21 protein-coding genes are annotated in these 23,208 nt (G+C 66.9%); 13 read left to right on the top strand and 8 right to left on the bottom strand.

Features of this window, described 5'->3' with window-relative positions:
* Positions 1-21: 21 nt before the first annotated feature.
* The 5 genes from E3C22_RS20920 to E3C22_RS20900 form a co-directional block, all read right to left on the bottom strand.
* Complete coding sequence (locus E3C22_RS20920) at positions 22-561, bottom strand: hypothetical protein (protein WP_134763832.1); 540 nt, start codon at positions 559-561, stop codon at positions 22-24.
* A gap of 103 nt (positions 562-664) precedes the next feature.
* On the bottom strand, positions 665-2,134 hold the full coding sequence (locus E3C22_RS20915) for a hypothetical protein (protein ID WP_134763831.1): 1,470 nt from the start codon (positions 2,132-2,134) through the stop codon (positions 665-667).
* Positions 2,135-2,253: 119 nt separating this feature from the next.
* A complete protein-coding gene (locus E3C22_RS20910) occupies positions 2,254-5,364 on the bottom strand; it encodes a caspase family protein (RefSeq protein ID WP_167591850.1) in 3,111 nt (1,036 codons plus the stop codon).
* A 314-nt stretch (positions 5,365-5,678) separates the two neighbouring features.
* Complete coding sequence (locus tag E3C22_RS20905) at positions 5,679-6,704, bottom strand: OmpA family protein (protein ID WP_134763829.1); 1,026 nt, start codon at positions 6,702-6,704, stop codon at positions 5,679-5,681.
* Positions 6,705-6,880: 176 nt separating this feature from the next.
* Complete coding sequence (locus E3C22_RS20900) at positions 6,881-9,103, bottom strand: di-heme oxidoredictase family protein (RefSeq protein WP_134763828.1); 2,223 nt, start codon at positions 9,101-9,103, stop codon at positions 6,881-6,883.
* A 513-nt stretch (positions 9,104-9,616) separates the two neighbouring features.
* Here E3C22_RS20900 and E3C22_RS20895 point away from each other — a divergent pair.
* Positions 9,617-11,038, top strand: coding sequence for a mannose-1-phosphate guanylyltransferase/mannose-6-phosphate isomerase (locus E3C22_RS20895; RefSeq protein ID WP_134763827.1), 1,422 nt, complete (start codon positions 9,617-9,619; stop codon positions 11,036-11,038).
* A 47-nt stretch (positions 11,039-11,085) separates the two neighbouring features.
* On the top strand, positions 11,086-12,528 hold the full coding sequence (locus E3C22_RS20890) for a phosphomannomutase (RefSeq protein WP_134763826.1): 1,443 nt from the start codon (positions 11,086-11,088) through the stop codon (positions 12,526-12,528).
* 131 nt (positions 12,529-12,659) lie between these two features.
* Here the strand turns inward: E3C22_RS20890 and E3C22_RS20885 are convergent, their stop codons facing one another.
* Together E3C22_RS20885 and E3C22_RS20880 are read right to left on the bottom strand one after the other, a co-directional pair.
* Positions 12,660-13,142 carry a Dps family protein gene (locus tag E3C22_RS20885; RefSeq protein ID WP_134763825.1) on the bottom strand — a complete coding sequence of 161 codons (483 nt, stop codon included), beginning with the start codon at positions 13,140-13,142 and terminating at the stop codon, positions 12,660-12,662.
* Positions 13,143-13,476: 334 nt separating this feature from the next.
* Positions 13,477-13,953, bottom strand: a complete 477-nt coding sequence (locus tag E3C22_RS20880) for a hypothetical protein (RefSeq protein WP_134763824.1) — start codon at positions 13,951-13,953, stop codon at positions 13,477-13,479.
* Positions 13,954-14,154: 201 nt separating this feature from the next.
* On the opposite strand from E3C22_RS20880, the gene E3C22_RS20875 reads away from it, so the two are divergent.
* The 8 genes from E3C22_RS20875 (at position 14,155) to E3C22_RS24680 (ending at position 20,379) form a co-directional block, all read left to right on the top strand.
* A complete protein-coding gene (locus E3C22_RS20875) occupies positions 14,155-14,424 on the top strand; it encodes a DUF1289 domain-containing protein (RefSeq protein WP_134763823.1) in 270 nt (89 codons plus the stop codon).
* A gap of 212 nt (positions 14,425-14,636) precedes the next feature.
* Positions 14,637-15,722: an acyltransferase family protein gene (locus tag E3C22_RS20870; RefSeq protein WP_245515123.1), complete on the top strand. Its 1,086-nt coding sequence runs from the start codon at positions 14,637-14,639 to the stop codon at positions 15,720-15,722.
* 338 nt (positions 15,723-16,060) lie between these two features.
* Positions 16,061-17,200: a molecular chaperone DnaJ gene (dnaJ, locus tag E3C22_RS20865; protein ID WP_134763822.1), complete on the top strand. Its 1,140-nt coding sequence runs from the start codon at positions 16,061-16,063 to the stop codon at positions 17,198-17,200.
* A 120-nt stretch (positions 17,201-17,320) separates the two neighbouring features.
* The gene (locus E3C22_RS20860; protein WP_245515122.1) at positions 17,321-17,947 is read left to right on the top strand and encodes a class I SAM-dependent methyltransferase; all 627 of its coding nucleotides are present in this window, start codon (positions 17,321-17,323) and stop codon (positions 17,945-17,947) included.
* Between the two features lie 150 nt (positions 17,948-18,097).
* On the top strand, positions 18,098-18,715 hold the full coding sequence (locus E3C22_RS20855) for a class I SAM-dependent methyltransferase (protein ID WP_134763821.1): 618 nt from the start codon (positions 18,098-18,100) through the stop codon (positions 18,713-18,715).
* Positions 18,712-19,296, top strand: coding sequence for an NADPH-dependent FMN reductase (locus E3C22_RS20850; RefSeq protein WP_134763820.1), 585 nt, complete (start codon positions 18,712-18,714; stop codon positions 19,294-19,296). Before E3C22_RS20855 ends, E3C22_RS20850 begins: the two co-directional genes overlap by 4 nt.
* 198 nt (positions 19,297-19,494) lie before the next feature.
* Positions 19,495-20,112, top strand: a complete 618-nt coding sequence (locus E3C22_RS20845; RefSeq protein ID WP_134763819.1) for an HdeD family acid-resistance protein — start codon at positions 19,495-19,497, stop codon at positions 20,110-20,112.
* 30 nt (positions 20,113-20,142) lie between these two features.
* The gene (locus E3C22_RS24680) at positions 20,143-20,379 is read left to right on the top strand and encodes a hypothetical protein (RefSeq protein ID WP_134763818.1); all 237 of its coding nucleotides are present in this window, start codon (positions 20,143-20,145) and stop codon (positions 20,377-20,379) included.
* Here E3C22_RS24680 and E3C22_RS20835 read toward each other — a convergent pair.
* Positions 20,331-21,080 carry an SDR family NAD(P)-dependent oxidoreductase gene (locus E3C22_RS20835; protein ID WP_134763817.1) on the bottom strand — a complete coding sequence of 250 codons (750 nt, stop codon included), beginning with the start codon at positions 21,078-21,080 and terminating at the stop codon, positions 20,331-20,333. The two genes, E3C22_RS24680 and E3C22_RS20835, sit on opposite strands and share 49 nt — an antisense overlap.
* Before the next feature lie 204 nt (positions 21,081-21,284).
* On the opposite strand from E3C22_RS20835, the gene E3C22_RS20830 reads away from it, so the two are divergent.
* From E3C22_RS20830 to E3C22_RS20820, 3 genes are all read left to right on the top strand, one after another.
* A complete protein-coding gene (locus E3C22_RS20830; RefSeq protein ID WP_167591849.1) occupies positions 21,285-22,505 on the top strand; it encodes an ABC transporter substrate-binding protein in 1,221 nt (406 codons plus the stop codon).
* Positions 22,506-22,570: 65 nt separating this feature from the next.
* Positions 22,571-22,864, top strand: coding sequence for a toxin-antitoxin system TumE family protein (locus E3C22_RS20825; RefSeq protein WP_134763816.1), 294 nt, complete (start codon positions 22,571-22,573; stop codon positions 22,862-22,864).
* The gene (locus E3C22_RS20820; RefSeq protein WP_134763815.1) at positions 22,840-23,190 is read left to right on the top strand and encodes an HVO_A0114 family putative DNA-binding protein; all 351 of its coding nucleotides are present in this window, start codon (positions 22,840-22,842) and stop codon (positions 23,188-23,190) included. The genes E3C22_RS20825 and E3C22_RS20820 overlap by 25 nt, the downstream gene beginning before the upstream one ends.
* Positions 23,191-23,208: the final 18 nt, after the last annotated feature.

Genomic DNA, 23,208 nt, shown 5'->3' with positions numbered 1-23,208 from the left:
GTTGCGGTAATTTCGACCGGGTTACGACAAGTAGATTTCCGTCTTCGGATCCTTCAGGAGATCTATCACTCTGCGATCGCCGTCCGATGACGGATCGAGCCCGATCTGAAGCACACCGCCAATAGGATTACCCAACGGAATGTCGAGTGACAATCTCATTTCTTCATGGATCAAGGTAAGGTGACGGGGGAGCTTGCCTTCGGCGTCGGCCGAGACGACGACGAAGAAGGCGTCGCCCTCGTCGACGAGCTCCATCCGGAAGCCGCCGATGGTGCGTGCGACGTCGGTCTCGGTGCTCGCCGCCCGGGCGACCGTCGAGAAGGCGAGGCTGCGGCTCTGGAGATAGCGGCGGCGTAGCCTGAGGAGGCCGATCGGCACCGGTCCGGCGCCGGCATCGGCGGTCCGGCCGGCGAGAAAGCTGGCGATGTCGACGCGGCCGGTGCGTTCGGCCGGCTCGAGGCCGTCGCCCGCCAGGTCACGCGCCGCGCGGCGATCGGCAAAGCGCCGCTCGGCTTCTGCGAGAAGCTCCGGGGTGGTGATCTGGTCGAGGCGGATGGTCACGGTCTTATCCCTTTTCGGTTCGGCCCCTCTTCGGACCTTGTTCTTTGATCGCTACGGTTCACTCGTCGGTGCTGCGGATCGCCCCGTCGAGGCGTCGCGAATGTCAGCCGGCATAGAGCCGGCGAAGCTGCTCGGCGAAACGCGACCGGTCGGCTTCGAAGCCGATGTCGAGGTCCTCGTTGCGCCGCGCCCGGCCGCGAACGGCCGTGCGGTATTCGGCGAGCGCCCTTGCCAGCGCCATCAGCGGCCGCTCGACGGCGGAAAAGGCGATGCCGAGCTCCTCTCGCGGCCTTGCCAGAGACTGGCTGCGCCGTGTCTTGAGGAGCGCGACGCCCTCGGCTCTGATGGCATCGGCCCGGGCATTGCCGGTCGCTTCTTCGGTGCGGACGGCAAAGGCGATCTTCAGCCATTCCGTCATCGCGGTTTCGAGCTCACCGATCTCGCCCATCAGCACGCCGTAGCGCCGGGCTTCGACGCAGGTGACGCGCTCTTCGAGCGAGAGGGTGGCCTTGCCTGTCCTCAGAGAATTGGAAAGCGCAGACTGGATCGGGTGAAAGGCAAGCAGCCGCAGCGTTGCGACCGGCAGGCTGCAGCCGAAGCCGCCGGCCGAGACGATCGGCGCGGCCAGCATCTCCTCGCGCTTCTTGATCAGCTTGACGTCGCTCTCGGCGATCGCCTTCAGGGCCGCCGCAGCGGCGCTCTCGCCGCCCTGATACGCCGCGGCGGCCTGCTCCGCCTCCTCCGCGACGTCGCCGAGATCGTCCTCCTCGGTGTCGAAGGGGTCGACGAAATCGACTGCCAGCTCGGCCGAAATGCCCGGCGCGTCGATCTCGCCGGCCCGCCGCATGGCGGCGCGCGAGCGCGCATCGGCCAGCGCGTCGACATAGTCCTTCAGGGCGAAGAAGCTCGCCTGATAGGTCTTGAAATGGGCGTTCGCCTCGGCCGACCAGAATTCGAAGACCGTGTCGTCGGTAATGGTGTCGCCGACCCCGGCGAGATAGGCGCGCAGGATCGAGAAGGCCGACGTCGCGTGGCCGTCGTCGAAATGCTCGGTGCGATAGCGGTAGAGGATCCTGGCGATGGACCGGACCGCCGTGTCGATGGCGGCCTTGTCGGTCAGCCCCGCCTTCAGGCAGGCATCGAGCAGGCCGGCGACCTCTTCCGAATGGCCGAAGCCATTGCAGGAGATCAGGAATTCCAGATATTTCTGGAGCAGCTTGTGGCGAAAGCGGTCGAGCAGGAGACCGCCGCCGGGCAGTTTCAGGTGATAGGATCCGCCCTCGTTGGCAGAGACGGCCGGATGCCGGCTGGCGCCGAGATGGGCGAAGCAGTCATTCGCCGGCATCCAGAGAAAGTCGAGCGCGCTGGACAGCCCGGCGCCGGTCTCGCCGAGGAGTGCCAGCGTGCCGGCCAGCGCCCAGACCGGCTTGTCGCGGTTGGAGCCCCAGCCATTGGCGATCGTCTGGGCCAGTGCGAGGCGGAAGCGCTCCGAGGCGTTGGTGCCGTCGACGAGGGCCTCGAATTCCGTTCTTGCGGTTTCGGACCAGGTGAAGAGCGTGTCGGGCTGCCCCATGCTGATTGCCTCTCGCGTCCTTGAAAGGGTCAAGTCTTTGAACGGGTCGAGGGGCCGGGCCGCATTCTTGCGTCCCGTCCCCTCGCATGGCGGCCCACGCAACGCCTTTTCGCGTCGTTTCAGCCCTTCTCGTCGAATTCCCGCACCAGCTGGCGGGCATGATCGGCATAGCGGCCGGTGGGGCGCTTTCTCAGATATTCGACGAGGGCCTCGCGGGAGCGCTCCACCAGGACGGTCTGCCAGTCGGTCTCGTCCTGCAGCATCTCGATCCGGTCGCGTGCCTCGCGCAGATGCTTGCCGCTCGGATATTGCAGCACGTAGCGGCGATAGGCCTCGACCGTGTGGAGGTTGGAGACTTCCTCCCAGGTGGCCTCCTGGGCGAGCAGGCTGGTCAGCCGCTCCTTGATTTCGGGGACGTAGACGCTGGTCGGATAGTGCTCGAGAAAGGCGTCGTAGTCGGCGGAGTTCGAGGAGAGCATCACCGTCTTGTAGGACTTCAGATCCTCGCTCTCGACGGCGGCGGCCCGCTCCGGCGCATGCGGGATGGTGATCGGGTTGTCGTCCCGGGAGGCGAAGTCCGGCCGGCTCTCGATCTCGGCGACGAGCTTGATCGCCTCGCCCATCCGGCGGCAGGCGCCGCAGACCGGCGGCAGGTCGTTGCAGCTGGCGAGGTAGCGCAGCAGCCCGTCATAGGAGCGGTCGGCCGGAAACTGCGTCTCGACCGTCTCATGGGCACGCTGGCAGATGCCGGCGACCTTCTTCTCGCCGTCGCGCTTCTTGGTGCAGTCCTCGCAGTTCTGGACATAGTACCAGTAGGCGTCGAGGGTCCCGTCCTTTTCCGCCGCGGCCCAGAGCGCCTCGTCCTTCAGCGCGCCGGGATCCGGTTGCTTCAGCGCGGCGAGGCGATCCTCCAGCGGCTTCTTGTCGCCGCAGCATTCGCAGCCCTGCAGATAGGCGCCGATCTCGAGTGCGCTGCCGCGCTTGAGGAGTTCGGCGGCGTGCCGCTCCTCGGCCCGGCAGATCGCCTCGCGCCGCCGTTCGGTCTGGACGAGATCGCGGAGCTCCTCCTTCAGCGGGCAGTAGACGCAGCCGCGAAGATAGGGCTGGATGCCGCCGAGGTCCTTGGATTCGAGGATTTCCCGCGCGGTGAGCAGTTCGTAGTGCTCGCGCTCGGTTGCCTCCTCGCGGCCGATGCCGTCGCCGGGCAGGGTGAAGATGATGTCGCCCGCCGCGGCGCCGTCGATTTCCGGCGTCTGGCGGAATTCCGGACGCAGCTGCTTGATGCGGCGCGACATCCGTGTATCGAGGAAGCTCTCGAGTTCCGCCACGGTGACGCGGCCGTCGGCATTGCCGCCGAAGCGGGCCTCGTCGGCCTCGCCGTAGAGCGCCGAGACGAGGGCATCGGTGAAGACGCCGTGGCGGTAGTCGGAATCCCAGACGGCGACCTGATCGGAATGGGCCGCGGCAATCAGCGTCACGCCCTTGCCGGCCTTCAGCACCGGGGCCGCGCCGGAATTCGGCGCGCTGATTCCGGTGACGAGATCGCCGGCGTCGGAGCGGCCGGAAAAGCAGCTCTCCAGCATCACCACCACCCGGCCCTTCGGGAACGCCTTTTCGCGCATGGCGGCGAGCTGGCCGATCATGGTGTTGAGGTCGTAGCCGGTCAGGTCGAGCCGGTCCGGCCGGCTGTCGGCGCCGAGGAGATAGGGCGTGCGGTCCGACCCGCCGCCCATGAAGGAGCGCGAGCCGTGGCCGACGAAATAGACATAGACCTCGGCATTCGGGCCGCTCACCTGGTTGGCGATGGTGCCCGGCTTGTCGGCGTCGCCGAACAGATATTCGAGCTCGGCCTTGGTCAGATCCTCGTAGCGGGTGATGTTCGCCGGGGCGAGGCCGAACTGTTCGACGAAGAGCTTCTCGATGGCGCTCGCGTCGTTGCTGGCGTAGCGCACATCCTCGGCATAGCGGTAGGTGTGGTTGGCGATGATGAAGAGATGGCGCTGCGGCTGGCCGGTGTCGTCGGCAGCGGCGGTGGCGTCCTTGGTCGCCGCGTCCGCCTGCACGGTCTGATCGGCCTGGTCGACCGGGGTGGCAGCTGCCGGCTGGTCGGCCTTGGCGGCGTCCGCGGGCTTTTTGGGGGCCGTTTCGGGTTTGGAGGCGGTTGCGGGAGCCGCCGGCTCCGTCGCGGCTTCGACGATGGCGGCCGGGCGGCAGCCGTCGAGCATGCCGTCGTCGGCGACGGCCAGGGCGCGGCGCCGCGCCAGCACCGTGTCGGCCTGGCGGATGGTGATCGTCAGGTCGACGATGCGGCTGTCGCGCTCCGGCAGGCGGTAGGCGACCTCCATGACGATGCCGCCATCTTTCGCGTCGCCGTCTTTCGTGCCGCCCTCGGGCGTGTTCTGCCCGGTCATCAGCGCCGGCAGAGGCTTGCCGTCGAGCCAGGCGGCGAGCTCGCCCTCCTGCATCTGGAAATAGGCGGTGGTGAAGGTGTCGGCGGCGCGCTGCGACAGCGAGCAGTTGCCGTCGATCCGCATGTCCGGCCGGAACGACAGGCTGGCGGCGCTCGACAGCTTCGGCGCGACGCCGGCGAGCACCGACTGGTAGGCGCCGGAGAGCTCGACGAGGTCGACGCTGGAGCCGCGGAAGTCGCCGATCGCGGTGAAGGACGGCAGGTGAAGATTGACGCCGACGGTGCGGTTGCAGCTGTAGGAGCCGGAGCCGGAGCGCGCGAAGATCGAGATGGTCAGGCGCGAGACGTCGACCGTCGGCCGCGATGCCTGGACGGCGACGGCGAAGGTCGAGGCGTATAGCCGGTTGACCATCTGCTCGAGCTGGCGGCCGCTCTCGCCGCCGGAGCCGAGGATCGGCAGAAGCACGCGGGCGTTCTCGGCGGTGTTGACGTTGATCGCCAGGCCCGAGCCCCGGATCGCGTCCTGCATCGCGCCGTTAATGCGCGAGCGCAGGCTCTCCGACACGTGCGGGTCGCCGGCGGGAAGGCCGAGATAGGTGAGATCGTAGGGGCGGGGCGCGTCGGGCGCGATGCAGTTGGAGGTGAGGATGCCGGCGATCGCGGCGGTCACCTCGGCGCGGACGGTGTCGACGACGGGCGCTCCCGGCCGCAACACTTCCCTCTCGGCAGCGCCTGCTGCAGTTCCGGCAAAAACCAGGGCGAAAAAAGTGTAGACGAAGAGATGACGCAGGAGAAATCCGCTTTTCAGAACTCCGCACATCGCCGTTGCGTCCTTTATGACCGTGATAAGTCTATCATGAAGCCGTTCGATTGGAAGCCATGGGGACGGTTGCTCGCAAGAGAGGGCCGCCGCAAGTCTCGAAGGCCGGAATGATGCAATCTTACGTAGCGTGACTGAGACATGAACACGCGGCTGCGGGAGCATCGGGTGTCGCTGGGCCGTCGCCGGAGGCCTGGTGCAGCGAATTCGACATTCGAGCTCCGATCGATGTGGGCTGCAGATCAGATGTCGGAATCGAACCGCTCGCCTTGGCGTGTCGAACGGGCCGGCGTTGGCCGGCCCGCTCCGATCGGTCAGTGCCCGACCTTGCAGACCTCGATCAGCCGGCCGCCGCCGAAATCGTCGAGATCCTGGAAGCCCGCCGCGACGACGCGTCCCTCGACCCTGTAGCCGGCATAGGGATAGGCCGGCACACTGCAGGTCGGCTCCGCCTCGACGGCGTCGCGATCGGCGACCCGGTCGCCGGCCTTGTCGAGATCAAGGCCGAGCAGCGAGATCACCACCTGGCGGTTTTCCGCGGCCAGCGGATCGTCGATCCCGGGCGCCGTCGCTTCGCCGATCGGCGCTTCGACAAAGCGCTCGACCTGGATGTCGAACTTGTCGGCGAGGTAGGACTTCACCGTCTCGATGCGCTTCTTCGAGATCGCCTCGTTCTGCTCGCGGGTGCCGGTGGCGTCGGTATAGGCCGAGATCAGGATGCGGACGTCAGTCTCGGCATAGGCGAGAAGGATGTTGCCGATGCGGTCGAGATCGGCCGTCGCCGTCTCGCTGAGATCGCCGCTGCCGGACGCAAAGAGGATCGGCCGGCCGACATCGCTGCGCGGCTCGGGCTGTTCCATCTCGGAAGCCATGCCGTCCATCTCGTCCGCCGGAGCGGCAGAGTGGATGACCCGGGCGAAAGGCGAATAGGTCCGGTAGGTGGTGATCAGCCGGCCGTCGCGGTTCACCGTGCCGAAATCGTCGAGGTCGGTGAGGTCCCGGCCGTAGCCGTAGTCGTCACGGTCGTAGCCGTAGTCGACATAGCCGTAGCCATGATCGCCGTAGCCATGGTCGCTGTAGCCATGACCGTACCCATAGTCGGCATGGCCGTAGCCGCGGGAGACATATCCGGCGCGGTGGCCGTAGCCGCCGGAAGAGCCGTAGCCGCCGCCATAGCGCGGGGCGTAGTGGCCGGTGGAGCCGGCATTGATCACGTGGTTGATCTCGGCAGCGCTGGCGCGCGGCGCGTAGTAGCCGTCGGCCCGCGCGGCCTGCGGCTGGAGCGCCGCGCCGGAGAGCATCACGGTCAGGATGGCAGTGGTCGAAAGGATCGAGCGCATCGTTGATCTCCTCAGGGTCGAAAAGCTCGCTGGATTTCGCTTGCCGAGTGGAAGCCCCAGACCCGATCCGGCGGGGCGGGGTGCAAAAGCCGACGCCCGACCGCGAATTTCGGGTCGGGCGTCGTCCGGTGCTGATGGTCGGGACCCCGGGAAGGAGGGCCGCCGGGCTCCGGCGTTCAGCGGTTCTGGTCGACGGCGTCGAAGCCAGTGTCCCGGGGCAGCCGGAGGGTGTGGAGGAAGGCAATCAGGGCGTTCTGATCCGCCTCGGGCAGCGCCTGGAAGGCGGCGACCGCAGCGTTCGCCTCGCTGACATAGCCGGAACCGTTGTCGGCACAGGCATTGTCGGAGTGCTTCAGGATCGCGTCGCGGATGCTGAGCGCCCGGCCGTCATGCAGCCAGGGACCGGTATCGGCGAGGCCCCAGAGCGGCCGGGTGACGAACTGGTCCCGCGGCACGAAGACGCCGGCACGGTCGGTCTGCTGATGGATGACGTCGGCGAGGCAGCGGCCCATCTTGTGGCGCTTCAGGTCCGAGAACAGCGGCACCACGATGGCGCCGGTGGCGTCGGAGGCAAGCCGCGGCTGCGCGGCGAGGAAGACGCGGTCCTCGAAGGGCGTGTTCATGTTGAGATTGAAGGCGAAGGCCGCGCCCGCCGGCAGCTGCCGGCCGGTCGATTCCTTGGCCGTTGCGGCCGCGGCGACCGCCCGTTCCTGGGCGGCGGTCTGGCCGCCCTCGAGGAACTCCTGCTCGACCGGCAGCGGCAGGCCGCGCGGCGCCGCCTGGCCGAGGCCGACACCGTTCTCGGTGACGGTCAGGACAGGGGCGGTGCCGGAGGATTCCCGGGCGACGATCCGCATCGATTCCTGGTCGGGGCGCGGGTCGTGGACCCGGACGACGGGGTTCAGCACGGTCTTCGACGACTGATGGCAGGTGACGCAGGCGACCGACGGATCACCGCCGGCGCGGCCCTCGAAGATGCTGCGGCCGCGCGCCACCTCGGCCACCTCGCCGGCGTCCGTCGGCGTGAAGACCGAGGGCGGGCGGGCACCGAGGGCAAAGGTCGTCAGCGCCGTGACCTCGCCGATCGAGACCTCGTGGACGAAGCCGTCGCCATCGGGGTCGGGATTGGCGCCCTGGGCGATCAGCTCGTCCGGAACCATGCCGAAATGGAAGTTCAGCGCGTCGCGCACGAAGTTGCGCATGTTCGAGGCGATGCCCTTCCATTGGAAGGGACGGACGATGAAGTCCTCGCTGACGCCCTCGATCCGGTCGCAGCGCTCGGTCAGGCCGGGCTCGCTGCCGCAGGGCTGCAGGAGTTCGCCAGGGGCAGGTGCGCCCTGGTCGACGCGCACCTGGTAGCGGCCGAAGCTGGTGCCCTTGGAGTTCAGCCGGATCTCGTACCACTGGCCGCGGTTCTGCACCGCCTGGTCGATCGCCGCGCGGCGCTGGGAGAGAAGGTCGAAGCTCATCTCCTCGGCGAGCTTCTGGGTATAGCCGGCGCCGAAGACATGCGGCGGATTGCGCAGGAAGACGGCATACATGTTGCCGGGATCCGTCACGCCACGCTCGGCAAAGGCGTCGACCACCCATTTCGGGGCCGGCAGCTCGAGCAGCGGGTTGATGATCGCCGCCGAAGTCACCGCACCGGCGCCGGAGACGCGGTCCGGACGCACCGTCCGGCCGGGAGTCGCGCCGCCGGCCGGCGTCTCGAAGCCAGCGACGTTGTGGCATTCGAGGCAGGCCTGCGCATCGAGGCCATGGACGCGCATCCAGGGGATCTGGGCAAAGGCGGCCATCGGCCCGATGCCGTTGCCGTTCATCTGGTGGCGCTTCTGCTCGCGCGGGCCCGTCGGTCCCTCGCCATAGCCCTCGACGGAGGTGAAGGACTGGGTGAACAGGTGGCGGCCGATCTCCATCATCTGACGGAAGCCGACATTGCCGCTGGAAATCTCCTCCTGCGAGAGGCGGATGCCGGTGCCGAGCGAGGGTTCGTCGCCGCTGGTCAGCCGGGCGAGGACCGGCGCGCCGGCGCCGGGCATCGGGGCCGGGCCACCGCCCGAATAGTTGGGGTCGGCGTCGGCGGCGGCCGGCTGTTCGGCGGCGGCCGGCGGGGCGATCGGTTCGGGATCCGCCTTGGCGGCAGGGTCCGGCTGCGCATCCTGCTGCGGATCGGGAGCGGCTGCGGCAGGCGGCTGTTCGCTCACCGGCGGCTCTGCGGCTGCGGGCGGCTGCTCGGCGGGCGGGGGGGCCTGCGGGTTCTCGACCTGGGGCTGGCGCTGGCCGCCGCCGAGGATCGCGTCGTTGATGGCGTCGCTGAGCTGCGCCTTGAGCGGCGTCGACGCGCCGACGAAGAGACACAGCGCCGTGCCGGCGAGGATGGCATTGCGGTGCTTGGGCATCGGTTCAGGCCTCACGGATGGGGAAGGGGCGTTGCAGGCGTCGCCGGCTCGGGCAAGCCGGCGCCGGGAAAAGGGAGTGAAGCGGATGCGTGCGAAGGAGCCGGTGCCTGCCCTGTCGGTCATGATCACTCATCGACGATCCAATCTCTGCAGCGTGCCGGGTTCGCCACGGCCGCAGTGGAAGCACCAGAGGGATTTGCGCGCTGCCCGGCACGCATGGTCGGGCGGGCAGCAGCGATCCCGGGACGTATCGCGGCCGGAAGGTAGCCCTGATCATTTTGCTTACGCAACGGAAATTAATGTGATCGGTGTTGCGCGTGCAGAGCTTGGGCGACGCGTCGGGCGGCTTGCCGCCCGTTCACCATGATCGGCGTGCAGCCCGTCGGTCGGCGGGCCGCGTGATATGCTCGCCCTATGGAAAGCCGCGGCGAAGGACGGTATGGCTTGCACCGACCCCGCGGGGGAGCCAGCAACCGTCTGACCCGGCCGAAACCACAAGCGGTGAATTTCTCCATGGCAGCATCGCCCACCATCATCCCGATCATCATGGCCGGCGGCGCCGGGTCCAGGCTTTGGCCGGTGTCGCGTGACACGATGCCGAAGCAGTTCATCCAGCTCCTCGACGGCGGGCTGTCGGCCTTCCAGGCGACGATGCGCCGGGTGGTCGGCGAAGGCTTCGGCCGGCCGATCGTCGTCACCAACAACGACTTCCGCTTCATCACCGCCGAGCAGCTGGCGGCGCTCGGCATCGAGGCCGAGATCGTGCTCGAGCCCGAACGCCGCGACAGCGCCGCGGCCGTCGCCGTCGGCGCGCTGATGGCCGAACGCCAGGGCATCGGCGGCGTCTGCCTGCTGCTGGCATCGGACCACGTCATCCGCGACGAGCCGGGCTTTCGCGAGGCGGTGCGCAAGGCAGCGAGCGTTGCCGCGACCGGCCGGATCATGACCCTCGGCATCACCCCGGACCATCCCTCGACGGCCTATGGCTACATCCATCCGGGCGCCGAGAGCCTCGGAGAGGGCGCCCGCTCGATTGAGCGCTTCGTCGAAAAGCCCGACCGGGCGACGGCCGAGGGCTACATCGCCGAGGGCTATGTCTGGAACTCCGGAAACTTCGCCTTTTCGATCGAGGTGATGCTGGGCGAGCTCGAGGCCCATGCCCCGAACGTCCTGTCCGCCGCCCGCGAGGCGGTCGACAGGGCGGCGCGCGACCTCGACTTCGTCCGGCTGGATGCTGCCGCATTTGCCGCCTCGCCGACGATCTCCATCGACTATGCGGTGATGGAGAAGACCCGGGCGGGCGGCGTGCTCGCCGCCGAATTCGGCTGGTCGGACATCGGCTCGTGGGATTCGCTGCATCAGGTGAAGGACAAGGACGACAACGGCAACTGCCTCGAAGGCGACGTCCTGGCGATCGAGACGACCAACAGCTTCGTGCGCTCGGAAGAGACGCTGACCACCGTGCTCGGCCTCGACGACGTCGTCGTCGTCACCACCCATGACGCGGTGCTGGTCGCCTCGATGGCTGCCGCACCGCAGGTGAAGACCCTCGTCGGCGAATTGAAGAAGGCCGGCCGGCGCGAGGCGGGCGAACACCTTCGCATCCACCGGCCCTGGGGCTGGTACCAGCGGATCGACATCGGCGACCGGTTTCAGGTGAAGCACATCTGCGTCAAGCCCGGCGGCCGGCTGTCGCTGCAGCGTCACCACCACCGCGCCGAGCACTGGGTGGTCGTCCATGGGACTGCGGAAGTCACCATCGACGGCGAGGTGAAGTTCTATCACGAGAACGAGGCGGCCTATCTGCCGATCGGCTGCGTCCACCGGCTGCACAATCCCGGCAAGATCGACCTGAAGCTCATCGAGGTGCAGGTCGGCAGCTATACCGGCGAGGACGACATCGTCCGCATCGAGGACGTCTACGCCAGAAGCTGAGGGCCTCGGCGCGGCGCTCTTCTGGCAGGCAAAGGACGAGGACGGACATGACCAGCCTGAAATTCGGCACCAGCGGGCTGCGCGGCCTCGTCGGCGATCTCCTCGGCTGGCCGAGCTACGGCTACAGCCTCGCCTTCCTGCGCCATCTCGACGTGGCGGGGCTCGCACGCAAGTCGCGCGAGCTGCTGGTCGGTCGGGATCTCAGATCGAGCAGTCCCGAGATCGCCGGGCTTGTGCTCGCCGCCGCAGAGGCTGCCGGCTTCGAGCCGATCGACTGCGGCGCGTTGCCGACGCCGGCGCTGGCTCTTGCCGCGCTGGAGCGCCAGGCCGCGGCGATCATGGTCACCGGCAGCCACATTCCCGACGACCGCAACGGCCTGAAATTCTATTCGCCGGCCGGCGAGATCGGCAAGGCGGACGAGGCCGGCATCCTCGAGGCCTTCGCGGCCCTCGGCGAGCGGGATCTCCTCGAATTCGAGGCGCGCGGCGAATGGCAGCGACCAGCCCAAACCCTCGACGCGGTGACGCCCTATATCGAGCGCTACGCGGCCTTCTTCGGGCCGGACGCCCTCACGGGTCTCACCATCGGCGTCTACCAGCATTCCTCCGTCGCCCGCGACATCCTGGCGGAAACGCTGGAGAGGCTCGGGGCCGAGACGCTTCGCTACGGGCGGGCTGACAGCTTCATCCCGGTCGATACCGAGGCGCACCGGCCGGAGGATCTGGAACTCCTGAAGGGCTGGGCCGCGGAAAAGCGCTGCGACGCTTTCGTCTCGACGGACGGCGACGCCGACCGGCCGCTCGTCGCCGATGCCGAGGGCACGGTCTTGCGGGGCGACGTCATCGGGCTCCTCACCGCCCATCATCTCGGCTTGTCGACCATCGTCACGCCGGTAACCTCGAGTTCGGCGATCGAGCGTTCGGGGATCGCCAGGACCGTCCGGCGCACCAGGGTCGGCAGCCCCTTCGTCATCGCGGCGATGGAGGAGGGCGCGAAGGCGGGCGAGCCCGGCATTGTCGGCTTCGAGGCGAATGGCGGCCTGCTTCTCGGCTCCGACGTCGAGCGCGAGGGGCGCAGCCTCGCGGCCCTTGCGACCCGCGACAGCCTGCTGCCGATCATCGCGGTCCTCGCCGAGATGGCCGCGACGAAGACGCCGCTGGCAAAGCTCGTCGACGGGCTCGATGCCGGGTTTACCGCGGCCCATCGCCTGCAAGAGGTACCGGCGAGCGAGAGCTCACCGTTTCTCGAAAGACTGGCGGGCGACCAGGCCTATCGCGAGGCGTTCTTCTCGGCCATCGGCGAGGTAACCGACGTCAACCACCTCGACGGGCTGCGGATCTCCCTTCGATCCGGCGAGACGGTGCATTACCGCGCCTCGGGCAATGCGCCGGAGCTTCGGTGCTATGTCGAGGCGGCCAGCGGCGAGGCCGCCGGCAGGCTGCTCGAATGGGGGCTTGAAGCCGCGGAAAAGGCGCTCGCCCGTGGCTGAGCGCATCCCCAAATTGGCCGCGCTCTGAACGCAAAAACCCCGCCGGCATCGGCGGGGTTCGAAATCATCGCAACATTCTCGGGGACGCCCGGCCGCCCGTGGGGATCGGCCGTGCCCCGGAATGGCCCGGATCAGGCCGCCGAGCCGCGCAGATGGGCGCGCAGCATCCAGGCAAACTTGTCGTGCACCTCGATGCGGGCGGTGGCCATGTCGTTGGTCGCCCAGTCGCCATGCTGGTCGGCGACGGCGGCGAGGGCCGAGAGCGTCGAGGACAGCGTCTCCTGGTCCTTCAGGAGGACCTCGATCATCGTCTTCGCGTCGGTCTTGCCGTCATGCTCGGTGATGGCGCTGCGCGACAGGAAGACGCTGAGCCGGCCCTCGGCATGGGCGTCCATCGCCTTGATGCGCTCGGCGAGAAAGTCCTGACCCTCGAAGTGATCCTCGTAGATCTTCTGGAACAGCTCGTGCAGCGGGCCGAAAGCCATGCCGGTGACGTTCCAATGGAAGTTCTGCGCCTTCATCGTCTCGACGGCCGTTTCGGCCAGCGCCTGGGTCAGACCCTCGACGATCTCTTCCTTGGCGGTCGGTTCCATCTTCGCGGCCACGAGAGCCATTGCAGTCTCCTTTCTCAAATCTCGAATCGCAAACGCCCTGCGGCGTCCTTGGTTTCCCACAATAGAACGCTTCTAAAGAACATGGTACCCCGAGCCCCGAAGAATTTTCCGGACATGGCACACCCGTTTCCGCAAACCCGGATTGTTGGGCATCAGGCGTGTGCCACCGGCGTTCTGGCCGCCCTTGGAGCGCGCCGATAAGAGGAGCTTGATGCCGGAACCTGGCAGGCGAACGCCGTCGGCCGGACGGGCAAGGTCCGTGCGAGGGTGCAGGGGCGTGCGGGATGAAGCCGGGGGTCGAGACGCGATTGCTGCCATGCCGGCCCCTTCTGGCTCAAAGGTGGTTGGCGAATGCCTCGGCGAGGAAACGCAGCCAGCGCCGGCCTTCAGGCCCGACGCGCCAGGAGATCAGCGCGGAGCCGGCCTTGCGGTCGCCCTCGCGCCAGGCATCGAGCAGGCGGAGCAGCCAGATCTCGTCCTCCGACGGCCGGCGGGCGCCGGGGCGATAGAGGGAGAGCTCGCGATTGGCGTGTTCGTCGAGGGCCCGGAAGAAGATATTGGCGAGATCGTCGATCCTCGCTTCCGCCTGGGCGGACAGGACGAGGCAGGCGCGCTCGACGTCCGGCTTCGGCGACAGCCGGCTCTTCAGCGCGAACCAGCGCAGGCGGTTCAGCCGGACGACGTCCTCCTCGGCGAGCTGCGGCACCCGCTGTGCCACCGTCGGGCACTGGAAGGTTCCGCCATCGCGCTGAAAGGGGAGAATCACGGCACCGGCGAAAGCCGGTTCTGCATAGGCGAATGCTGCGCTCATCGGGTCGTCCGTCGAGGATTCCCGGCTTTCCGGCTGATGCGCACCGGCCAGTCTGGAATCATTCAAAAACTTGACAATCACTGTCAGCCTTTATAGCAGCCAAATCCGCCGGGTCAAAGTGACGATCCGCTGCGTTGCGTCCACCTTGGTCGGACGCCTGCTTTTCCCGTCCCGGCGAATTGGCCGGGCTCTTTTCAGAGGATGTTCGTGGCGAAACGATGGGCCAAGGCGCCGTCGCCCTGTATCGGCGTCTGCAAGTTCCGCGGCGAGGATGGCAGCTGCATCGGCTGTTCGATGACCCGCCGCGACAAGAAGCGCTTCAAGCGGCTGGAAAAGAAGCCGAAGAAAAAGGCGTTCTTCCGCGAACTCGTCGCAAGGCTGGTCGAACGCGGCCGGCTGTCGCGATGGGAGCGGGTCTATCGTCGCAAATGCGACCGCAAGGCCGTTCCCTGTCCGCTCGACCGGATCTGACTTCGCATAAGTCTCCGCCGCGGGATCCACTGTTGCGCCGAACGGTCTGCGCCAGCTTGTCCGGCAATACTGTCAGCCGGGCGCTGGTCTCCCTGCGGTTGCGGGCGTCTTAACCGAAAATTCGGCATTTCGTTGCGGCGGCCGATGAACGGCGGAACAATGGATCGCCGTGGCGACGATTAAAGTCGCCGCACCTTCGGCGGAGGCCTGCCTTGTATTTCCGGATCTTCGATTGCTGGCGCTTCGTCGCCGCGATCCTGATCATGGCCTATCATTTCCTGTTCTGGGCGCCTTACGGCGTCGAGACGGGAACGAGCGTGCTCTATCGGCTGCTGCCGCTGCTCGACATGTTCTTCATGATCTCCGGCTTCTTCATCACGACCCGCTATCAGGCAAGGGTCGGCGACCTTGCCTCCTATGGCCGGTTCATGCGGGCCCGCGCGGCGCGCCTCTTGCCGCTGCACTACGTCATCACGCTATTCTTTGCCGCCGTGGCGCTCCTCGCCTTTGCGATGGGCGCGCCGAACTATCCCTGGCGGCACGACCTTGCGGCGCTGCCGTTCCACCTCCTGCTCCTGCACGCGCTGGGGACGACCGACGGGCTCGCGCTCAACTATCCGTCCTGGTCGATCAGCGCGGAGTTCTTCTGCTATGCGCTGTTTCCGCTGGTGCTGATCGTTCTGAGGCGAGGCGGGCTCGCGGCGCTTCTGGCCGCCATCGCTTTGTGGATCGGCGTCCTCGAGATCGCCTCGGCGCGGGGCTGGTTTCCAAGCGGTCACTGGATGACCGCCGATTCCATGGGCGCCTATCGCGCGCTCGCCGATTTCATGATCGGTGCGGCCACGGCAGTCGTCGTCGAGCGCCGGCTGCTCGACGTCAGGAGCCACTGGCCCGGTCTCCTGACGACGGCGCTGGTCGTCGTCGCCATGCTGGCCGGCTGCGACTACTATGTCGTTATGCCGCTGATGATCGCCGCGCTGACGCTGACGGCGCTCGCCGAGACCGCCGCGCCCGATTCGACCGCGATGCTGGCGCCGCTGATGCCGGTGACGCGGGTCGCCTTCGGCATCTACCTGATCCATCCGGTGATGGAGTTCATCTTCCTCGAAGTCGTCTGGTATCACGGCCTGCGGCAGATGAACGTTATCGACTTCTATGTCTTCTGGACCCTGCCGATGCTCGCGACGGTGGTCGTGGCGGTGCTTTCCGGGATCTACTTCGAGCCGCTCTGCGCCAGGATGCTGAGTTCCCGCAAGGGGGGATCGCCCCGCGCCGGGCCGGGTCTTGCCTCGGCCTGAGCCTTTCGCCGAGGGGCGGCCGCCCAAAGCCCGGCGGACTATGCCTCAACTGCGGCCTATGGTATCGGCGAGCGAACGTTCCTAAATGAGCGGGCAGTCTGCAGCGCGAAGTCCGGCGCGGAACACCATTTGCGCGACGATCGAACGCTGCGAAAGATGTCGCCATCTGTGGTGGCGGTCGCGATTCCGTCCGCCCATGACCGATGGCATCTACGGTTCAAGGTCCGGCGCCGCCCGGGCCATCACGAATGTCCGGATCGCTCGGCGGCACGAGCGGCGGGCGGTCGCACGCCACGCGGCCGCGGCGTTGGCCGGCACGACAATTGATGGAAGCGTGAATGAAGGTCGATTACTACGAAATGCTCGGCGTGGCCCGCGACGTGGACGAGAAGGGGCTCAAGAGTGCGTTTCGCAAGCTCGCCATGCAGTTCCATCCGGATCGCAATCCGGGCGACGCCGAAGCCGAGATGAAGTTCAAGGAGCTCGGCGAGGCCTATGAGGTCCTGAAGGATCCGCAGAAGCGCGCTGCCTATGATCGCTTCGGCCATGCCGCCTTCCAGAACGGCGGCGCCGGTGCCGGCGGGTTCAGGGGCGACTTCGCCTCGTCGATGGCCGACATCTTCGACGACATCTTCGGCGAGATGATGGGCGGACGCGCCCGCGGGCGGCAGGGCTCCGGCGGCCGCGAGCGCGGTTCGGACCTTCGCTACAACATGGAGATCACCCTCGAGGAGGCGTTTTCCGGCAAGACCGCCGAGATCGGCGTGCCGACGACGATCCAGTGCGACGTGTGCTCGGGCTCCGGCGCCAAGCCGGGGTCGAGCCCGAAGGCCTGCCCGACCTGCGGCGGCGTCGGCCGGGTGCGGGCGGCGCAGGGCTTCTTCTCGATCGAGCGGACCTGTCCCAACTGCCAGGGCCGCGGCCAGGTCATCACCGACCCCTGCGACAAGTGCGGCGGCGAGGGCCGGCTCCCCGAGGAGCGCAGCCTCTCCGTCAACATTCCCGCCGGCATCGAGGACGGCACCCGCATCCGGCTGGCCGGCGAGGGCGAGGCGGGCCTCAGGGGCGGGCCGGCGGGCGATCTCTACATCTTCCTGTCGATCCGTCCGCACGAGTTCTTCCAGCGCGACGGCGCCGATCTGTTCTGCAAGGTGCCGGTCTCGATGACCACCGCCGCGCTCGGCGGCAACATCGACGTCCAGACCCTCGACGGTAATGCCAGCCGGGTGAAGATCCCCGACGGCACCCAGTCGGGCAAGCAGTTCCGGCTGCGCGGCAAGGGCATGCCGGTGCTGCGCTCGCAGCAGACCGGCGATCTGTTCATCCAGGTGGCGATCGAGACCCCGCAGAACCTCTCGCGGCAGCAGCGCGAGCTGCTGGAGGAGTTCGAGCGGATCTCCTCGAAGGAAAATTCGCCTCAATCCAGCGGCTTCTTCGCCCGGATGAAGGAATTCTTCGAAGGGTTGAGCGACGGCTGAGCCGCCCCATCTTCAAGATACCGTTTCGTATCGGCGGCTGATGTTCAGGACACGCCGGTTCCCGCAACAGGCCGGACTCGTATCGTCCGGCGAGTCTCCCGGTGGGATGGAGGAAAAGGCGTGCTCGAACTACCGCAGCGGCGATCACCTGCAGCCGCGCGCCCGCGCATCAAGGTCAGCGACGAGGCGCGATTCTTTCGCGGGTGGCTGCAGCGGCCGTTGATCACCGGAGCCGTATCGCCTTCCTCGCGGGCGCTCGGCCGCGCTATGGCGGCCTATGTTCCCGATCCCGCAGCCTTCTCTGCCAATTCCAAGGTTCTGGAACTCGGTCCCGGCACCGGCGTCGTCACCCAGATGCTGATCGCCCGCGGCGTACCGGAGCGCTCGCTGGTGCTCGTCGAATATTCGAGCGAGTTCTGCAAGCTTCTGAAGAAGCGCTTCCCGGACGCCGAGGTCATTCAGGGCGACGCCTATTCGATCGGCGCTTCTCTGCCGCAGTGGATCGGCGTCGATCCTCTTGAGGCGGTGGTTTCCAGCCTGCCGCTGTTCACCCGGCCGGACGAGATGCGCGAGACGGTCATCGGACGCTCGCTCGAGCGGATGCAGCCTGGCGCGCCCTTCATCCAGTTTTCCTATGCCCTGACCCAGCCGGTGAAGCCGGCGCGGATCGGCGCGCGGCTGGAGCTCAGCCCGTGGATCAAGCGGAACCTGCCGCCGGCGCGCGTCCTCGTCTATCGGTCCGCCTGATCCGTCCCCGGGCGGAGAGCCCGGCAATGCACGACCGGCGAGGGCGGCAATGCCGCCGGAAACGATCGTGGCGAAGCAGACGATGCAGCGTGTGGCGGGCAACCCGCCCCGTTCCGAGACGACCCGTTGTTCGAGTCCTGAGGGTTTATCATGAGCCGACCGAATCCGCAGTCCCACGAGAGCGACTGGCTCCCCTTCCTGGCGACCTGGGTGCGCAGCCCGGCGAAGATGGGCGCGGTGGCGCCGTCGAGCCGGTCCTACTGCCGGATGATGGTCAAGCACGCCACGACCGAACTCGACGGACCGATCCTCGAACTCGGTCCCGGCCTCGGCGTCGTCACAAGGACGTTGCTCGAACAGGGCGTTGCACCCGAGCGCATCACCTCGATCGAATACGACCGCGAGTTTGCCGAAAAGCTGAAGAAGCGCTTTCCGGGCGTCAACGTCATCCAGGGTGACGGTCTCGATCTCGACAAGACGCTCGGTCCGGTCGGCGAGAGCCCGAAATACGCCGCCATCCTGTTCGCCATCCCGATCGTCAACATGGCGCAGTCGACGCGCCAGGCGCTGTTCTCGCGCTATTTCGAGCGGCTCTTGCCGGGCGGCAACCTCACCCAGCTTTCCTACATGGTGACGCCGCCGGTGCGGCCGGTGCCGGGGGTGTTCACCGTCAAGTCCTCCCGCCGGGTCTGGAACAACATCCCGCCGGCGCGGGTGTGGATCTACGATCAGGACCGCCAGAGCGCCGCGGGAGACGTAGCCGCTTGAGCACCAATGTCCTGATCATGCCGGGCTCGCTCCGGCTCGGCTCCTATAATCGCCGTCTCGCTTCGGAGGCGATGCGGCTGATCTCGGTGACCGACGCCGTCGTCAGCCGCATCGATCTCGCCGATTATCCGCTGCCGATCTATGACGGCGACGTCGAGGCCGAGACGGGCGTGCCGCACAACGCCCAGCTGATCGCCCAGCGCATTGCCGCGCAGGACGCCCTCCTGATCGTCTCGCCGGAATACAACGCTTCGATCCCGCCGCTTCTGAAGAACACCATCGACTGGGCGAGCCGGGTGCGGAAGGTGCAGGAGCGCCCCGTCCAGCCCTTCAAGGGCCTCGTCGTCGGTCTCGCCTCGGCCTCGCCGGGCCGCTTCGGCGGGCTGCGTGGTCTCGAGGCGGTGCGTATCGTGCTGCGCGCCCTCGGCGCCGAGGTGCTGACCCAGCAGTGTCTGGTGCCGCGGGCGGCCGAAGGCTTCGACGAGAACGGCCGGCTGACCGACGACGTCGCCCGCTCGAGCCTCGAGACGCTCTGCGAGAAGCTGCTCGACACGGCGCGGAGCCTCACGCGCCACGGCTGAGGCAAAAATTCTGTTCGATCACGGCGCCGTCATCTGGAAAGATCGGCCTGCGGCTATGATCTTGTCGGTGGAGGAAGCCGATGGTCCGGGCTGGACGCTTCCAGGTCGGATCCCGTTTGCTCGCGGCCGAAGCCGCGATCGCGTGACCGTCGGTTCCGACTTCGAATGTCCGATGGGTTCAGAGTTGAGGATGAAACGATGTCGATCGAGCCGGGAACGGGTGATCCGATCAATGCCAGCGCCAAGCAGCGCGAGGCCGTGAAGGCGGTCCAGCGCTATCTCCACGACCACTGGAAATATTATGCCTTCCAGGGCGGCCTGATGATCGTCGTCGGTTTCCTGGCACTGCTCGTGCCCTTTGCTGCGACGCTGGCGACGACGCTGTTCTTCGGCTGGCTTTTGATCCTCGGCGGTGTCGTCGGCGCAATCGCCGCCTTCCGCTCGAAGGAAGCGCCGGGCTTCTGGTCAAACCTTCTCCTTGCCGTCCTCAGCGTCATTCTCGGCGCCGTCATCATCGCCGACCCGTTCGCCGGCAGCGTCACGCTGACCTGGGTGCTCGCGGCGTTCTTCCTGCTCTCGGGCCTGTTCAACCTGTCGATCGCCCGGGCGGTCCGTCTGTCGACGACGCGCTTCTGGCTGGTGATCCTCTCAGGCATCATCGACATCGCACTCGCCGTGTTCCTCATCCTCGGCCTGCCGGGCACGGCGGTGTGGGCGGTCGGCGTATTCCTCGGCATCTCCTTCATCTCGTCCGGCTTCGGGCTGCTGTTCTCCGCGCTCGACGCCCGCAACAACCCGCCGGCGAACAGGGTGTGACGATCGCAAGGGACGCGAAAAAAGGCCTGGATGGTCGACCGCCTGCTGGCTCAGACGCCGAAGACCTATGCCGAGGAGATGGGGATCGATCTCGCCCGCAATTCGCCGATGCCGCTATTCCTCTGGCTGGTCGCGATCGTTATCTTCTCGGCGCCGATCTCGACGGCGCTTCGGCTGAGATCCACAGAGGCTGAGCTTCAGCGTCACATCGCCGGTGGTCAGACGTGCTGGCCGCCATTGATGTGGAGTTCGGAGCCGCTGACATAGCTCGACTGGTTCGAGCACAGGAAGAAGATCACGTCGGCGACCTCCGAGGTCTGGCCGAGCCTGCGCAGCGGGATGTCGTCGATCATGTTCTCGGTGCCCGGCGACAGGATCGCCGTCTCGATTTCGCCAGGCGCAATCGCGTTTACGCGGATCCCGGCCGGGCCGAAATCGTGGGCCATCTCGCGGGTCAGCGAGTTCAGCGCCGCCTTCGACGTCGCATAGGCCGTCCCGGCAAAGGGATGGACGCGGCCGCCGGCGATCGACGTGACGTTGACGATCGAGCCTTTGGCAGCCGAAAGCTCGCGGAACAGCCCGCGCGCCAGCATGATCGGCGCGAAGAAGTTCACCTGGAAGACGTCGCGCCACATGTGCATCGGCGTCTGGATCGAATCGAGCCGCCCACCGCCGCTGGCCTTCGGGGAGATCGCCGCATTGTTGACCAAAGCGTGCAGCTGCGAGCCGTTCGCCTCCAGCCGCCGGCGGATCTCCGAGGTGGCGTAGCCGACGTCTTCCGGATCCGACAGATCGACCCGGATGTGGTCCTCGGGGCCGGCCGGCCAGGGGCAGTTTTCGGCGAAATCCTGCCGCGAGCAGGTGATCACCCGCCAGCCTTCCCGGGAGAAGCGCTTGACGGTGGCATGGCCGATGCCCCTCGATGCGCCGGTCAATACCAGCGTCTTGCGTTCGTCGCGCTCGCTCATGTGCTGCGTCCTCCGGGCCGGCTCGATGGCCTGCCGTGGGTTTAATCGAAACTCTGCCGTCATTCCTTATCCGAAGCGCCGGCCGTTGGCACCGGGTCATGCGTCATGCTTAGTGTGCGTGAAACGGAAACAATTCGTCTCGCCGAGCGAAGCTATGACGAAGCGGGCACCGCCGCTGCGGCAAAGAAGGGTCGAGGAGAGGATATGGTTCAAAAGCGGATCGCTGCCATGGTCGTCGCAGCCGGGCTGACGCTGACGGGCGCTGCGAAGGCCGAGGAGGCTGTGCCCGCAGGCTGGCAGACGGTGCTCGACCAGGCCAAGGGCCAGACCGTCTATTTCGACGCCTGGGGCGGCTCGCAGAACATCAACGACTATATCGGCTGGGTCGGCGAAACGGTCGGCGAGCGGTTCGGCATCACGCTGAAGCATGTGAAGCTCGACGACACCGCCAGCGCCGTCTCGACCGTCGTCGCCGAAAAGGCCGCCGGCAAGGACGATGGCGGCTCGATCGATCTCATCTGGATCAATGGCGAGAATTTCGCCGCGATGCAGGAGCAGGGGCTGCTCGCCGACGGGTTTGCGACGACGCTGCCGAACTGGCGCTATGTCGACATCGCCAATCCCAGCGTGACCGTCGACTTCACTTTGCCGACCGAGGGCCAGGAATCGCCCTGGGGCGGGGCCAAGCTGGTGTTCTTCTCCGACACCGCCCGCTCCGGGTCGGTCGACGACATGCCGAAATCGGCGGTGGAACTGCTGGACTGGGCAAAGGCCCATCCCGGCCGCTTCTCCTATCCGACGCCGCCGGACTTCGTCGGCTCGAGTTTTCTCAAGCAGGTGCTGGTCGAGACTGTCGCCGACAGGGATGCGCTGCAGAAGCCCGTGGACGAGGCGAGCTTCGCGACGGTGACGAAACCGCTGTGGGACTGGCTCGACCAGATCCAGCCGGTGCTCTGGCGCTCCGGCCGCGATCATCCGCAGAACTATCCGGCGATGAAGCAGCTTCTCGCCGACGGCGAGCTCGACATCATCTTCGCCTTCAATCCGGCCGAGGCCTCCTCGGCCATCGCCGCCGGCGAACTGCCGGATACGGTGCGCTCCTTCGTGTTTCCGGGGGGCACCCTCGGCAACACCCACTTCGTCGCGGTCCCCTACAACTCCTCGGCCAAGGCGGCGGCGAAGGTGGTCGCGAACTTCCTGATCTCGCCAGAGGCCCAGCTTCGCAAGGAGGATCCGCGTTACTGGGGCGACCCGACCGTGCTCGCCATGGACAAGCTCGCCCCGGAGGACCGCGACGCTTTCGCCGAGATCGACCGCGGCATCGCCACCCTGCCGCCGGCGAAGCTCGGACCGGTGCTCGCCGAGCCGCATCCGACCTGGATGACGCACATCGAGGCCGAGTGGCAGAAGCGCTACGGAACGTGAGGTGATTGTGATGCAGTGTTGGAGCAATTGACAACGCATGGTGCCGCTGGTTTCATTCCTGTGAAATGAGGGCCGAACTTCTGATACGCGAGCGGCGTCAGGTCGCTCCGGATGCCTTCATCGACGCAAAGGTATGGCGTGTTCCGTTGCCCGTTCGCGCTTCGGACCACGCCTTCAAATACTCGCTGGCGCTTGTGGCTGGCGATGTCTGCGTCTTTCGCTACGACAACGAGGCGGGCAAGGGCGATCATCTGCATCGAGGCTCGGTCGAACTGCCCTATCGCTTCGTCTCCATCGAGAAGCTGATGAACGATTTCATTGGGGATGTACGAGAATGGCTGATGCAAAGAACACCGTGAAACTCTCTGTATCCTCGGACGAAGACTTCAGAAGAAGGGTCGAGCAGGCATTCACGGGTATTCCTCAGGGCAATCACATCAGCTTTGCGACCCCGGAGCTTCTTTGGCAGACCCTGACGGCAAAGCGCTGGGAGATTCTCAGGGCGATGACTGGAGCCGGACCGATGGCGATGCGGGAGGTCGCTCGTCGTGTGGGACGCGATGTCAAAGCGGTTCACGGCGACATTACGGCCTTGATCCATGCCGGTGTCCTGGAGCGAAGCAAAGCTGGCGTCGTGTTCCCTTACGACGCCATCCACGTGGATTTCGTCGTAGAGGCGGCATGAATGTTCGGGCTGTGATTG

It is taken from the genome of Jiella endophytica, from assembly GCF_004519335.1.
GTDB lineage: Bacteria > Pseudomonadota > Alphaproteobacteria > Rhizobiales > Rhizobiaceae > Jiella > Jiella endophytica.
The sequence above is the reverse complement of the archived record's forward strand: the minus strand, read 5'-3'. Positions and strand labels throughout refer to the sequence as shown.